Below are 13,207 nucleotides of genomic sequence, written 5' to 3' on the forward strand. Positions count from 1 at the left end.
TTCAGGCGATCGGACCGCGCGCGGCCTCGTACGCCGCGCCCACCCGGTAGAGCCGGTCGTCGGCCAGCGCGGGCGCCATGATCTGCAAGCCCACCGGCATGCCGTCGTCCTTGCTCAGCCCGGACGGCACCGACATGGCCGGGTGCCCGGCCAGGTTGGTGGGCAGGGTGCACAGATCCGACAGGTACATCGCCAGCGGATCGTCGACCTTCTCGCCCAGCTTCCACGGGGTGAACGGACTGGTCGGCGAGACCAGCACGTCGACCTGCTCGTAGACACGGTCGAAATCGCGGGCGATGAGGGTGCGCACCTTGAGCGCCTGGCCGTAGTACTCGTCGTAGTAACCGGCCGACAGGGCGTAGGTGCCGATCATGATGCGGCGCTTGACCTCCGGGCCGAAACCGGCGGCCCTGGTCATCGCCATCACCTGCTCGGCGCTGTGCGTGCCGTCGTCGCCGACGCGCAGGCCGTACCGCATGGCGTCGAAGCGGGCCAGGTTCGACGACACCTCCGACGGCATCACCAGGTAGTAGGACGGCAGGCCGTACTCGAAGTGCGGGCAGGACACCTCGACAACCTCGGCGCCCAGATCCTTCAGCACCGCCACCGCGGCGTCGAAGGAGGCGAGTACGCCCGGCTGGTAGCTGTCGGAGTGCAACTCCTTGACCACGCCGACCTTGACGCCGCGCAGGTCGCCCGCGGCGCCCCGGCGAGCGGCCTCGACCACCGGCGGGACCGGCACGTCCCGGGAGGTGGAATCGCGCGGGTCGTAGCCCGCGATCACCTCGTGCAGCAGCGCGGTGTCGAGCACCGTGCGACCACAGGGCCCGCCCTGGTCGAGCGAGGACGCGCAGGCGACCAGCCCGTAGCGGGAGACGGTGCCGTAGGTCGGCTTGGTGCCGACGGTCGCGGTGACGGCGGCGGGCTGACGGATGGAGCCACCGGTGTCGGTACCGATGGCCAGCGGCGCCTGACGCGAGGCCAGCGCGGCCGCCGAGCCGCCGCCGGAGCCGCCGGGGATGCGGGTGGTGTCCCACGGGTTGCGGGTCGGGCCGTAGGCGGAGTTCTCGGTGGAGGAGCCCATCGCGAACTCGTCCATGTTGGTCTTGCCGAGGATCGGGATGCCCGCCGCGCGCAGCTTGGCGGTCACCGTCGCGTCGTAGGGCGACATCCAGCCCTCGAGGATCTTCGACGCGCAGGTGGTCGGCATGTCGGTGGTGGTGAAAACGTCCTTGAGCGCCAAGGGAACACCGGCCAGCGGGGAGGCGGGCGCCTCGCCCGCGGCCAGGGCGGCGTCGACCGCGGCGGCGGCCTCCAGCGCGCGCTCGCCCGCCACGTGCAGGAAGGCGTTCAGCTCGCCGTCCACCTCGGCGATGCGGTCCAGGTGGGCCTGGGTGACCTCGACGGAGCTGATCTCGCGCGCGTGGATCTGCTGCGCGAGTTCGGCCGCGGTGCGGGTGGTCAGGTCGCTCATTCGCCCTCTCCCAGAATCTGCGGAACCATGAACCGCTGCTCCTCGACCGCCGGCGCGGCGGCGAGCGCCTGGTCCGGCGTCAGGCCGGGCACCACGGTGTCGGGGCGGGTCACGTTGGTCACCGGGTCGGGCGAAGCGGTGGCGGGGACGTCGGCGGCGGCGACCTCGGAGATGGTCCGCACGTGGCTCAGGATCGAATCCAGCTGACCGGCGAACTGGTCCAGTTCGGCATCGGACAGCGCGAGCCGGGACAGCCGGGCGAGGTGTGCGACCTCGTCGCGGGAGATGGCGGGCACCGCGGGACCCCTTTCGGCGTGAAGAGCGTGTGGATCGGCCAGGCAATACCCTACCGACCCCGCCCAGCGGCCCGACATCGCAGCCTCCCGGGCTGGTCGACACCGCCGCCCAGGCCCATCGACACCGACCGCCAGGCCCATCGACACCGCCTCCCAGGCCCGTCAACACAGCCTCCCGTCGGCCGCCACGCCGCGACACGCCAAGGGACACACAGCGACACGCCGTCGGCCACCGAGACCGTGGTGTGGTATAGGTCACGGCCCGCGCTTCGACTCGATAACCGGCGCGGACGGGTGTAAGTATTGCCAGACCCGGGTATCCGAGCAGCAGGCTCGGCCGGCCCAGAGGAAAGGAATGCGCGTGTCTTACCTGCTCCGCGTGCAACTTCCGGATCGCCCGGGAAGCCTCGGCGCACTCGCACTCGCACTGGGTTCCGTCGGAGCCGACATCCTGTCGCTGGACGTCGTCGAACGCGGCGCCGGCTTCGCGGTGGACGACCTGGTGGTCGAGGTGCCGCCGAACGCGCTTCCCGACACGCTCATCACCGCCGCCGAATCGATCGGTGACGTGCACGTCGACTCCATCCGTCCGTACTCGGGGGTGCTGGACACCCACCGCGAGCTCGAGCTGATCGACCAGGTCGCCAGCGCCCGGGACGACCGCCTGCAGGTGTTGGTGGACGGCGTGCCGCGGGTGCTGCGCGTCGGTTGGAGCACCGTCCTCGACCACGGTCCGCAGGGCGCCTACCGGGTGGTCGGCAGCCAGAGCGCGCCGCAGACCCAGGCCGCCTCGGCGCCGTGGATGCCGCTGGAGAAGCCCTCGGTGCTCGACCCCGAGGCCGACTGGGTGCCGCAGATCTGGCGCGACATGGACACCAAGCTCGCCGCCGCGCCGCTGGGCAACACCGGCAAGGTGCTCATGCTCGGCAGGCCGGGCGGACCGGACTTCCGCCCCTCCGAGGTCGCGCGCCTGGGCTACCTCGCGGGCATCGTCGCGACCGTCCTCGGCTGAGCGGACGATTCGCCGAGCGGACGATTCGCTGAGCGGACGAGTCTCTGAGCGGACGAGTCGCCGTCAGTCCAGCGGCAGCCGCATCACCGTCAGCGGCAGTCCGGTCTCGGTCGTCCAATCCCGCTGCGGCACATGGGCGAAACCCAGCCGGTCGTAGAGGCGGCGGGCATCGGCCATCGCGGGCATCGTGGTGAGCACCACGGCGTCGAAGGATTCGGCGCGCGCGAGGTCGATCACACTGCGCACCAAGCCCGTTCCCGCGCCGAGACCGCGCGCTCGCGACGACACCGCGAGCATCCGGAACTCCAGCTCTCCCGGCCGGGCGATGTCGGCGTAGGGGGTGCCGGGGCGGGCGACGGTCAGCGAACCGACCAGCTCGCCCGCGTGCTCGGCCACCAGGATCTGCGCGGCGGCGGCGCGGCGGGCGGTGTCGGCGAGTTCGGCGGCGTAGGGGCTGTCGGCCCGCACATACCCCTCCCCCACGTACACGGCGACGGTGAGTTCGCCGACGGCGGCGTGGTCGGCGGTGGTGGCGGTACGGATCGTCACCAGGTCGTTGCCGGTGGTCATCGAGACATGCTCCTCTGGACTCGGTTCAGGCCGGACCGGCGGGACGGACCAGCTGCCAGCGGTCCGGCTTGCCCGCCGGATAGATCACCGGCAGCTCGTCACCGATCTGCGGCCAGTACGCGCCGTCCCACACGAACCGCCCGTAGACCACGGTGCCCGGCACCGACGGACCGCTGAGCGTGCCGGTGATCGTCACGAACTGCTCCCCCATCGCCTCCGGGCGCGGGCTGACACCGGTGATGCGCAGCGATCCGTGCTCGGGTTCGGCGGGCGGCACCGCGCCGCCGCGGCCGCGCCGATAGGCGACCAGCAGGGCCACCAGCACGGTGACCATCATCAGCAGCATCGCGAATTCCAGCATGCCGCCCATCGTATGGGCGGCGGCCGGACCCGCTGCTCAGCGCGGGGTCAGCGTGCTCGCGCCGTCCTCGCGCCGGACCTGCCACACCGCCGTGCGGGTGCGCTGCGAGCGGCCGTTGCCGCGATCGATCAGGCCGCGGTCGTCGGTGGTGAAGACCAACTGCGCGCCGCGGGTGTTGGTCTCCGGATTCTGGAACAGCTGGACCAGCCGGTCGGCCTGCTCGATCGGCAGGCCCGCGCCGATGTCGTCGACGACCAGGACCCGGCCCTCGTCGAGCGCGTCGAGCATCGCGGGCAGCAGCCGCAACAGGGCCAGGGTCGCCGAGGACTCGTCGGCGATCTCGAACGGGGTGTCGATGCCCTCGTGCACCAGCTGCAACCCCACGCCGCGGCGGGCGACCATGCGCGCGTAGAGGGCATCGCGGGCCGCGCGCAGGTTGGTCAGCTCGCGCTCGGCCAGCACCGGCGTCAGACCGGTCTGCTCGAACAGCCGCTCGGCGTGCGCGGGCGAGGCCGCGGCGAGATCGGTCTGCTCGACCGCGGCGGCGATCTCGGCGTCGAGCTCGCGCAGGTAGTCGGCGTAGAGCGGATCCGGCTCGGCCACCAGCAGATCGGTGATGCCCAGCTCGGCGGTGCGCAGCAACAGCAACAGCCGGGCGGCATGATCGGGCGAGCGCGAGATGTGTCCGCCGAGCCGATGCGCCACCTCGGCCGGGTCGACCGGCCCCTGCCGCACCTCGAGCATCGAGGAGAACCAGCGGTAGGCGGGCACCAGCGCCTCGGCGTACATCTGCCCGGCCAGGCTCAGCAGCAGCGCGTTCGGCCGCACCAGCGGCACCAGCGCGACGATGCCGTACCGGGCGGCCTCGAACATCGGCCCGACCTTGACCTCGGTCCCGGTGCGCTCGAACACGATTCGCTTGCGCGAGCGCGGATGGCTGTACAGCCACTCGGCCGTCACGTCGGCGTTGTCGAGGCGGAAGCCGTAGGTGTAGGGGCAGCCCTCGGCGACGAAGGCGACCTCGAACTCCGAGGGCCGGTCCGCCCGCGCCAGGTGCGGCGAACGCACCGGCCCGGCGTACGGGTCCCAGCCGGTCACCGAATGCAGCACCGCGTCGCGCAGCTGTCCGAGCGCGTGGACCAGGCTGGACTTGCCCGCCGCGGCGCCACCGTGGATCGCGGTCACCGGGACCGCGACCGGCCCGCTCCCCTTGGTCAGTCGCAACTCCTGGCGCGCGGCCAGCGATCGATGGTTGGTCACCTGGAAACTGCGCAGCATGCCGACATACTCCCGTCCACGCCGCGCGGCGTCGACGGCAGCCCCGCGGCCCTCACCCGGACAGCCCGGCCCATCGGCGCTAGCATGCAGAATCGACGTCCAGCGATGAGGTGGTGCAACGATGGCAGTTCGAGTCGGTCGTGTGATGATCCGTGGTCTCGCCGCCGCGGCGCTCGGCAGCGGTGCGGTGCTCGCGATCCCGCAGACCGCCGCCGCCGACGGGCCGTGCCCGGTCGGCACCGCCAGCGTGTTCCTCAACGACGCCACCCACCACTGCCAGGGCGCGGGTACCACCACCTACACCGCGCGGCCCGCCGTCGCCAAGGTGTGCGCGATGAGCGGCACCGCGGTGACCGTCGACTCCGACGGCGCGCGCCGGGTCAACCGGCAGCACATCGAACTCGACCCCGGGCACTGCACCAGGCTCGAGATCGGCGGCCAGTACAGCGCCACCGTCCAGGTGAGCCCCCGCTAGCCCGATTCCGGTTCCTCGGCGGCGACCGCCGCGGGACCCTCCGCGAGCAACCGCACGAACCCCTCCTCGTCCAGGATCGGCACGCCCAGCTCCTCGGCCTTGGCCGCCTTGGCACCCGGCGCGTCCCCGACCACGACGAACGCCGTCTTCTTCGACACCGAACCGGCCGCCTTACCGCCCCGCGCCAGGATCGCCTCCTTCGCGCCGTCGCGGGAGAACCCCTGCAACGAGCCCGTCACCACGATCGACAGCCCCTCCAGCGTGCGTTCGATCGACTCGTCGCGCTCGTCGACCATCCGCACCCCGGCCGCGCGCCACTTCGCGACGATCGCCCGGTGCCAATCGACGGTGAACCACTCCGCCACCGCCGCCGCGATGGTCGGCCCCACCCCGTCGGTGGCGGCCAGCTCGTCCACGCTCGCCTGCTCGATCCGCTCCATGCTGCCGAACTCCGCGGCCAGCGCCCGCGCCGCGGTCGGGCCGACGTGCCGGATCGACAACCCGACCAGCACCCGCCACAGCGGCCGGTCCTTGGCCGCGTCCAGATTCTCCAGCAGCCGTTTGCCGTTCGCCGACAGACTCCCGTTCTTGTTGGTGAACAGCGAGGTGGTCAACAGGCGGGCCTCGTCCAGATCGAACAGGTCGCCCTCGTCGCCGATCGCACCGGACTGCAACAGGTCGATGGCCGCCTCGTATCCGAGTGCCTCGATGTCGAAAGCGCTGCGGCCGGCCACGTGATACACCCGCTCCCGCAGCTGCGCCGGGCAGGACCGCTGGTTCGGGCAGCGGATGTCGGCGTCACCCTCCTTCTCCGGCGCCAGCTCGGTACCGCACTCCGGGCAGTGTGTGGGCATCACGAACTCGCGTTCGGCGCCGGTCCGCGCGTCCACCACCGGACCGAGCACCTCCGGAATCACGTCACCGGCCTTGCGGATGGTCACCGTGTCGCCGATCAACACGCCCTTGCGCTTGACCTCCGACGCGTTGTGCAGCGTCGCCATCGCCACCGTCGACCCGGCGATCACCACCGGCTCCATCACCGCGAACGGCGTCACCCGGCCGGTGCGGCCGACGTTGACCTCGATGGCGCGCAGCTTGGTCGTCGCCTCCTCCGGCGGATACTTGTAGGCGATCGCCCACCGCGGCGCCCGGGAGGTCGCGCCGAGCCGCCGCTGCAGCGACGTCTCGTCCACCTTGATCACCTGGCCGTCGATCTCGTGCTCGATGTCGTGGCGGTGCTCGCCCCAATAGGCCACCCGCTCGATCACCGCGTCGATGCCCCGCACCCGGCGGGTGTGCTCGGAAACCGGCAGCCCCCACGCCGACAGCGCCCGATACGCCTCGAACTGCGACGCCGGGGTGTAGCCCTCGATCCGGCCCAGCCCGTGACAGATCATCCGCAACCGGCGCCGCGCCGTCACCGCGGGATCCTTCTGCCGCAACGACCCCGCCGCCGTGTTGCGCGGATTGGCGTACGGCGGTTTGCCCTCCGCCACGATCGCGGCGTTCAGCGCCTCGAAATCCGCGAGCCGCAGATACACCTCGCCGCGCACCTCCAGCAGCTCCGGCACCGGGAACTCGCCCCCCGCGGACAACTCGGAGGGCACATCCTCGATCGTGCGGGCGTTCAGCGTGACGTCCTCACCGGTGCGGCCGTCACCGCGGGTCGCCGCGCGCACCAGCTTCCCCCGCTCGTACACCAGGTTCAACGCCACGCCGTCGATCTTCACCTCACACAGGTAGTGCAGGTCCGGGCCGGTCTCGGCCTCCACCCGCGCCGCCCAGGCGCGCAACTCGTCGACATCGAACACGTTGTCCAGCGACAGCATCCGCTCGAGATGATCCACCGGGGTGAAATCGGTGGCGAACCCGCCGCCCACCAGCTGCGTCGGCGAATCCGGCGTCCGCAGATCCGGATGCCGGTCCTCCAGCTCCTGCAACTCGCGCAGCAGGGCATCGAACTCGCCGTCGGAGATGATCGGGGCATCGCGGACGTAATAGCGGAACTGATGCTCGCGCACCTCCTCGGCGAGCCGCTGCCACCGCACCCGATCCTCGTCGGAAGCGGGATCCTGTGCTGCTGCGGCCGCGGAATCCTCGGCCGCGGAGATAGCCGCGCTGTCGCTCACTGTGTCTATTTTGCCGCTCCTTCGTCGCGGCGGGGTCTCGGCCCGCCGCCGAGGTGGCGGAAGTGGTCGGCTCACCGTCCTCGGCGGGCGTCACAGGTGGAGGGATTCCGGTGACTCGGTGTAGGCGCGGGTGACCTCGGCGGCGAGGGTGAGGGCGCGGCGGGCCCAGGACAGCGGCGCGCCGGCGAGGCCGCAGGCGGGGGCGACGAGAATGTGGGTGGCCAGGAGGGTGCGGGGGAAGCCGAGGCGGTCGATGAGGCGGACGCCGGGTTCGGCGGCCTCGCGCCAGCCGAATTCTCCGGCGGGCTCGGTGGTCGGGACGAGGCCGAGGACGAGGCGGGTGCCGCTGTCGAGCGCTTCACCGAGGTGGTCGAGGTCGGCGGTGCCGAGGGTGGACACGTCGACGGCCAGGGCGGCGGCGGCGGTGCGACGCAGCAGTGCCAGCGGGGGGCGGTCGGCGCAGGAGTGCAGCACGACGGGGGCGGACTGGGCGTCGATCACCCGGTCCAGTACCGCCTGCGCTTCGGGTTCGGGCAGCGCCCGCACGGTGTCCAGGGCACTGACACCGCGCAGCGTGCCCGCGAGGACCGCGCCCAGCGAGGGCTCGTCCAGCTGCAACACCACCTCGGCGCCGAGTCGCGCCCGCACCTCCTCGGCGTGCCCGGCCAGACCCTCGGCCAGCGAATCCGCCAGGTCGCGGACCGCACCGGGATCGGTGAGCGCACGATGGCCGTTGGGCAGTTCGACCTGGGCGGCCAGCGTGAGCGGACCGGCCGACTGCAGCTTGAGCACCCGCCCGGTACCCGCCGACCCCGAGGTCTCCCACGCTTCTTCGAGCGCGTCCAGGTCGGCGCGCAGCAGGTCACGGGCGCGCCGGGAGACCGCGCCGGGCCGCGGGGTGAGGCGGTAGCCGCGGGTGCTGGTGTCGAAGCGCAGATCGACCAGCAGGGCCGAGACCCGGCCGATCATGTCCGCGCCGACGCCGCGCTCGGGCAGTTCCACCAGGTGCGCCAGGTCGGGCAGTTCGCCGAGCACGGTGGCGGCGGCCTCCCGCGGATCCGTACCCGGCCACGAACCCACCCCGGTCGCGACACCACCGCGCACGAGCTCACCGGAATCCGCTGCCGGCGTTGCTGTTTCCCTCACCTGTGCTACCCCGTCGTCGATGTCGAGTCCCGGGCGCGGCGCGGTGTCATCGCGCGGACGCGCCCGCCGCGCCGTCCAGCGCGTGCGTGCGGGCGGTGCCGCTGATCGTCCCGCTGCCGAGCACCTCGTCGCCCAGCGGGTCGGGACGGTACAGCACCACCGCCTGCCCCTTCGCGACCCCGGTCAACGGCTCGTGCAGGCGCACCACCAGCCCGCCGTCCACCGCCTCGGCGGTCGCGGGCGCGGTGCCGCCGTGCGCGCGCACCTGGGCGACGCAGTCGATCGGCCCCTCCGGGGTGCGCCCGGAGGTCCACACCGCGCGCTCGGCCCGTACCTGCCGCACCTGCAGATCCTCGGCGGAGCCCACCCGCACCGTGCCCGAGGCCGGGTCGATGTCGGTGACGTAGCGCGGCTTGCCGTCCGCCGCGGGACCGGGCAGGCCGAGCCCCTTGCGCTGGCCGATGGTGAAACCGTGCACGCCCTCGTGCTCGGCGAGCACCTGCCCGTCGGCGTCGACCACCGCGCCCGGCCGGATGCCGATCCGGGCGCCGAGGAAGGCGCGGGTGTCGCCGGAGGGAATGAAACAGATGTCGTGACTGTCCGGCTTGCTCGCCACGGCCAGACCACGCTCGGCAGCCTCGGCGCGGATCTGCGGCTTCGGGGTGTCACCGACCGGGAACATCGCGCGCGCCAACTGCTCGGCGGTCAGCACGGCCAGCACGTAGGACTGGTCCTTGTCGGCGTCCACGGCCCGGCGCAGCACACCGTCGGACAGCCGCGCGTAGTGACCGGTGACCACGGCGTCGAAGCCGAGCGCGACGGCGCGGTCGGCCAGCGCGGAGAACTTGATCTTCTCGTTGCAGCGCAGGCACGGGTTGGGGGTCTCGCCCGCGGCGTAGGCGGCCACGAAGTCGTCGATCACGTCTTCCTTGAAGCGGTCGGCGAAATCCCAGACGTAGAAGGGGATGCCGAGCACGTCGGCGGCGCGCCGGGCATCACCGGCGTCCTCCTTGGAGCAGCAGCCGCGCGAACCGGTGCGCAGGGTGCCCGGGGTCGCCGAGAGCGCCAGGTGCACGCCGACCACGTCGTGTCCGGCGTCGACGGCGCGCGCCGCCGCGACGGCCGAGTCGACGCCACCGCTCATCGCCGCGAGAACCCGCATCACACACCACCTTTCGCACCGGCGAGACCAGCCGCCCTGGCCCGCTCCACCACCTGGGGCAACACCTCGAGCAGGGCCCGCACGTCGGCGCGCGTCGAGGTGTGGCCGAGCGAGAAACGCAGCGACCCGCGCGCCACCCACGGCTGCACGCCCATCGCGATCAACACGTGGCTGGGTGTGGCCACCCCGGCGGTGCAGGCCGAACCTGTCGAGCATTCGATCCCGGCCGCGTCCAGCAGCATCAGCAGTGAGTCACCCTCGCAGCCGGCGAAGGTGAAGTGCGCGTTGCCGGGCAGCCGGCCCTGGCCCGCCGGGCCGTTGAGCACGGCATCGGGTACGGCGGCCAGCACACCGGCGATCAACTCGTCCCGCAACGCGATCAGCTCGGCGGTCTTGGCGGGCAGTTCGGCGACCGTGACGTCCAGGGCCGCGGCCAAGCCCACGGCGGCGGGCGTATCGGAGGTGCCCGAGCGCAGATCGCGCTCGTGGCCGCCGCCGTGCAACAGCGGCACGCAGGGCACCTGCCTGCCGAGCAACAGCACGCCGACGCCGTGCGGGCCGCCGACCTTGTGGCCGGCGAAGCTGGCGGCCGCCAGCCCGCTCGCCCCGAAGTCGATCGGCAGCTGAGCGGCGGCCTGGATGGCGTCGCTGTGCATCGGGATGCCGAATTCCTGTGCCACCGCGGCCAGTTCGTGGATCGGCTCGATGGTGCCGACCTCGTTGTTGGCCCACATGATCGAGATCAGCGCGACCTCGTCGGCGTGCTCGTCGAGCGCGGCGCGCAGCGTGCGCGGCGAGACCAGGCCCTGCGCGTCGACCGGCAGCCAGGTCACCCGGGCGTCCTCGTGCTGCTCGAGCCATTCGACCGCGTCGATCACGGCGTGGTGCTCGACGGCGCTGGTCAGGATGCGCACGCGGCGCGGATCGGCGTCACGACGGGCCCAGTAGATGCCCTTGACGGCGAGGTTGTCGCTCTCGGTACCACCGGAGGTGAACACGACCTCCGAGGGCCGGGCGCCCAGATTCGCCGCGATCGACTCGCGCGCCTCCTCCAGCATGCGACGGGCGGCGCGGCCGGAGCCGTGCACCGAGGAGGCGTTGCCGGGCCGGGCCATCGCAGCCGTCATCGCCTCGATGGCGGCGGGCAGCATCGGTGTGGTGGCCGCATGATCGAGGTAGACCGTCTGGGGCGCAGCACCGGTGACCGGACCCGAATAAGCCGACTTCATGACCATCAAAGGATAGCCGCCGCCGCTGCGCGCTTATTCCCGGCCGAGCGGGCGGCGGTCGCGATCCCGGTCACCCGCAGGTGAGGCGGCCCGGACACCGGCGCGACCCGGCCCGGTGCACGCCCGGTGCGCATGCCAGGCGCGGTGACGAGCAGGACCCCGGCGATTGTCACGAGAAGGCACACACGCACACCGTGACCGGGGCGCGCGACTCAGTGCGGGAGCCGGGTGGGGTCGGATGTGGGCGCCGGGGACGGGTCGGCGACCCTGGTGGTGGTCGCCTCGATCCACTGCGTGGCGTCCAGCCCGTGCCGGGACAGGTCCGCCCCGCGCACCGCGCGCTCGCACCGCCGCGCCAGGTCGCGCCGGTCCAGGCCCGGGTACTCGAGCGGCTCGAGCACGATCTCGGCGGTGGTGCCCGCCGCGCGCAGCACGCGCTTGGCCGAGGCCAGGAAGGAGTCCTCGCCCACGAAGCCCGGCACGGTGCACTGCGCGCCGCGGCGGTCCAGGTAGCGCAGGCGCACCGGCTGCACGAAGGTGCCGGTGTCGATCGCGGCCTGGAAAAAGGCCGGGCGCATGGTGCCGTAGGCGCGGCCGCACCAGGTGGTGCCCTCCGGGAACACGGCGATCCGCTCCCCGGCCGCCAGCCGCTCGGCGACCCGGGCCACGGTGGCCGGCAGCGCGCGCAGTCGTTCCCGCTCGATCGGCACGACGCGCATGAGCCGCGCGAGCCCGCCGAGGACTGGCCAGTCGATCAGGTCGGCGCGCGCGACGAAGCCCAGCGGCTGCACCGCGGCCAGCGCGACCACATCGGTCCACCCGACGTGCCCGGCGACGACGAGCACGCCGGTGCCGGCCGACGCGTAGCGGCCGCCGGGGTGCTCCGGATCGGGCCGGCGGTTGTCGACCACCCGCAGCCGCATCCCCAGACAGCCGAGCAGGGCGCGGGCGTAGCGCCGCTGCACGGCGGCGCGGCGGGCGGGCGGCGTGGCCAGGTGGGCGACCGGGTAGCTGACCAGCAGCCCGGCGATGCCCGCGGTGCGGGCGAGCACGCGGGCCGGGCTCACCTCGTCGGTGCGCTCGATGCAGGCGGGCCCGCACGGGCTCGACGGCATCCAGCTGTGTGCGTCCTTCGCCAACGGCGCGTCGAACACCACGGTCCTCACCGTCCCCCGTCGAAGGCCGTCGCGGCGCCCTGCAAGCGTTCCAGGTAGCGGGTGTTGATGGTGTCCAGCCCGAGCAGGGCGACGAAGTCGGCGACCGCGAAATCCGGGTCGTGCGCGGGCTCACCGCAGATCTGCGCGCCCAGGCGCAGGTAGCCGCGCAGCAGTGGCGGCAGCGTGGGCCGGGCGGGCGGGGTCAGGTCGTCGAGGCCGCGCCCGTCGACCACCACCGGGTGGTACGGGCGGACGCGGTGCCGCGGCTCGCAGGCGTGCTTGCTCAGCAGCAGGTCCCGCACGCCGCGCACGTTCACACCCGCGGGATCGGTGGGGCTGTTCTGCATGGGCACCGACACGCAGCCCATCACCCAGTCGTAGCCGGTGAGCTGGATGTAGTGCAGGATGCCCGCCCACATGAGGGTGAGCACCGAGCCGTTGCGGTGCTCGGGCACCACGCAGGCGCGGCCCATCTCCACGATCCGGCGCCCGTGCGGGTCGAGCCGGGTCAGGTCGAATTCCGTGGCCGTGTAGTACCCGCCCGCCCCGGCGGCCTTGTCCGGCGGAAGCATCCGGTAGCAGCCGACGAACGCCCCGGTCCGCTCGTCCCGGACGAGCAGGTGATCGCAGTGCTCGTCGAACCGATCGGCGTCGAGCCCGGTGCCGGTGTCGGGGATCCGGAAGCCGGGTTCGTCGGCGAACACTCGGTAGCGCAGGCGCTGCGCCGCCTCGCGGTGCTCGGCGTCGGAGGCGACCACCAACGCGTACCGCTGCCCCCCGGATTCCGTCGGTCGAGCCGGGGCCGTCAACACGGACGAAATAGTCATATCCGTGATGAAGCCAGCCCCAGACTGCGCCGGAGCGACCTCGAAGTGTCGGCGGAATGCCGGTTCGGTGAACGAGACGCCGGTCACACCG

13 protein-coding genes are annotated in these 13,207 nt (G+C 72.6%); 2 read left to right on the plus strand and 11 right to left on the minus strand.

All coding sequences use genetic code 11. The annotated features are described in order from the left end of the window. Position 1: 1 nt before the first annotated feature. Complete coding sequence (gene gatA, locus CRM89_RS14805; RefSeq protein WP_098084449.1) at positions 2–1,474, minus strand: Asp-tRNA(Asn)/Glu-tRNA(Gln) amidotransferase subunit GatA; 1,473 nt, start codon at positions 1,472–1,474, stop codon at positions 2–4. Then, positions 1,471–1,770, minus strand: coding sequence for an Asp-tRNA(Asn)/Glu-tRNA(Gln) amidotransferase subunit GatC (gatC, locus tag CRM89_RS14810; protein WP_011210793.1), 300 nt, complete (start codon positions 1,768–1,770; stop codon positions 1,471–1,473). The genes gatA and gatC overlap by 4 nt, the downstream gene beginning before the upstream one ends. A gap of 361 nt (positions 1,771–2,131) precedes the next feature. Between gatC and CRM89_RS14815 the strand changes: the two genes are divergently transcribed. Next, positions 2,132–2,782, plus strand: coding sequence for an amino acid-binding protein (locus CRM89_RS14815; RefSeq protein ID WP_041561266.1), 651 nt, complete (start codon positions 2,132–2,134; stop codon positions 2,780–2,782). A 63-nt stretch (positions 2,783–2,845) separates the two neighbouring features. Here CRM89_RS14815 and CRM89_RS14820 read toward each other — a convergent pair whose 3' ends face one another. The 3 genes from CRM89_RS14820 to CRM89_RS14830 are packed head-to-tail and all read right to left on the minus strand — an operon-like array spanning position 2,846 to position 4,991. Further along, positions 2,846–3,352 (minus strand): GNAT family N-acetyltransferase, encoded by a 507-nt coding sequence (locus CRM89_RS14820; RefSeq protein WP_086838676.1) that lies wholly within the window; start codon positions 3,350–3,352, stop codon positions 2,846–2,848. A 25-nt stretch (positions 3,353–3,377) separates the two neighbouring features. Next, positions 3,378–3,713: a hypothetical protein gene (locus CRM89_RS14825; RefSeq protein ID WP_041560326.1), complete on the minus strand. Its 336-nt coding sequence runs from the start codon at positions 3,711–3,713 to the stop codon at positions 3,378–3,380. A gap of 36 nt (positions 3,714–3,749) precedes the next feature. Continuing rightward, complete coding sequence (locus tag CRM89_RS14830) at positions 3,750–4,991, minus strand: ATP/GTP-binding protein (RefSeq protein WP_098084452.1); 1,242 nt, start codon at positions 4,989–4,991, stop codon at positions 3,750–3,752. 121 nt (positions 4,992–5,112) lie between these two features. Here CRM89_RS14830 and CRM89_RS14835 point away from each other — a divergent pair, with 121 nt between their 5' ends. Further along, a complete protein-coding gene (locus CRM89_RS14835; protein WP_127516208.1) occupies positions 5,113–5,466 on the plus strand; it encodes a hypothetical protein in 354 nt (117 codons plus the stop codon). Here CRM89_RS14835 and ligA read toward each other — a convergent pair. The 6 genes from ligA to CRM89_RS14865 all read right to left on the minus strand — a co-directional run bounded on the left by ligA (position 5,463) and on the right by CRM89_RS14865 (position 13,116). Further along, a complete protein-coding gene (ligA, locus tag CRM89_RS14840) occupies positions 5,463–7,514 on the minus strand; it encodes an NAD-dependent DNA ligase LigA (RefSeq protein ID WP_229435080.1) in 2,052 nt (683 codons plus the stop codon). The two genes, CRM89_RS14835 and ligA, sit on opposite strands and share 4 nt — an antisense overlap. 171 nt (positions 7,515–7,685) lie before the next feature. Beyond that, positions 7,686–8,741: a methionine synthase gene (locus tag CRM89_RS14845; protein ID WP_060594787.1), complete on the minus strand. Its 1,056-nt coding sequence runs from the start codon at positions 8,739–8,741 to the stop codon at positions 7,686–7,688. 46 nt (positions 8,742–8,787) lie between these two features. Beyond that, entirely contained in the window at positions 8,788–9,903 is a 1,116-nt protein-coding gene (gene mnmA, locus CRM89_RS14850; protein WP_098084454.1) for a tRNA 2-thiouridine(34) synthase MnmA, read from the minus strand. Further along, positions 9,903–11,132, minus strand: a complete 1,230-nt coding sequence (locus CRM89_RS14855; protein WP_098084456.1) for a cysteine desulfurase family protein — start codon at positions 11,130–11,132, stop codon at positions 9,903–9,905. The genes mnmA and CRM89_RS14855 overlap by 1 nt, the downstream gene beginning before the upstream one ends. 212 nt (positions 11,133–11,344) lie before the next feature. After that, entirely contained in the window at positions 11,345–12,298 is a 954-nt protein-coding gene (locus CRM89_RS14860; RefSeq protein ID WP_371391992.1) for a lysophospholipid acyltransferase family protein, read from the minus strand. Continuing rightward, positions 12,295–13,116, minus strand: a complete 822-nt coding sequence (locus tag CRM89_RS14865; protein ID WP_060595186.1) for a GNAT family N-acetyltransferase — start codon at positions 13,114–13,116, stop codon at positions 12,295–12,297. The genes CRM89_RS14860 and CRM89_RS14865 overlap by 4 nt, the downstream gene beginning before the upstream one ends. Positions 13,117–13,207: the final 91 nt, after the last annotated feature.

The sequence above is a fragment of the Nocardia sp. FDAARGOS_372 genome, from assembly GCF_002554515.1.
GTDB classification, from domain to species: Bacteria; Actinomycetota; Actinomycetes; order Mycobacteriales; family Mycobacteriaceae; genus Nocardia; species Nocardia farcinica.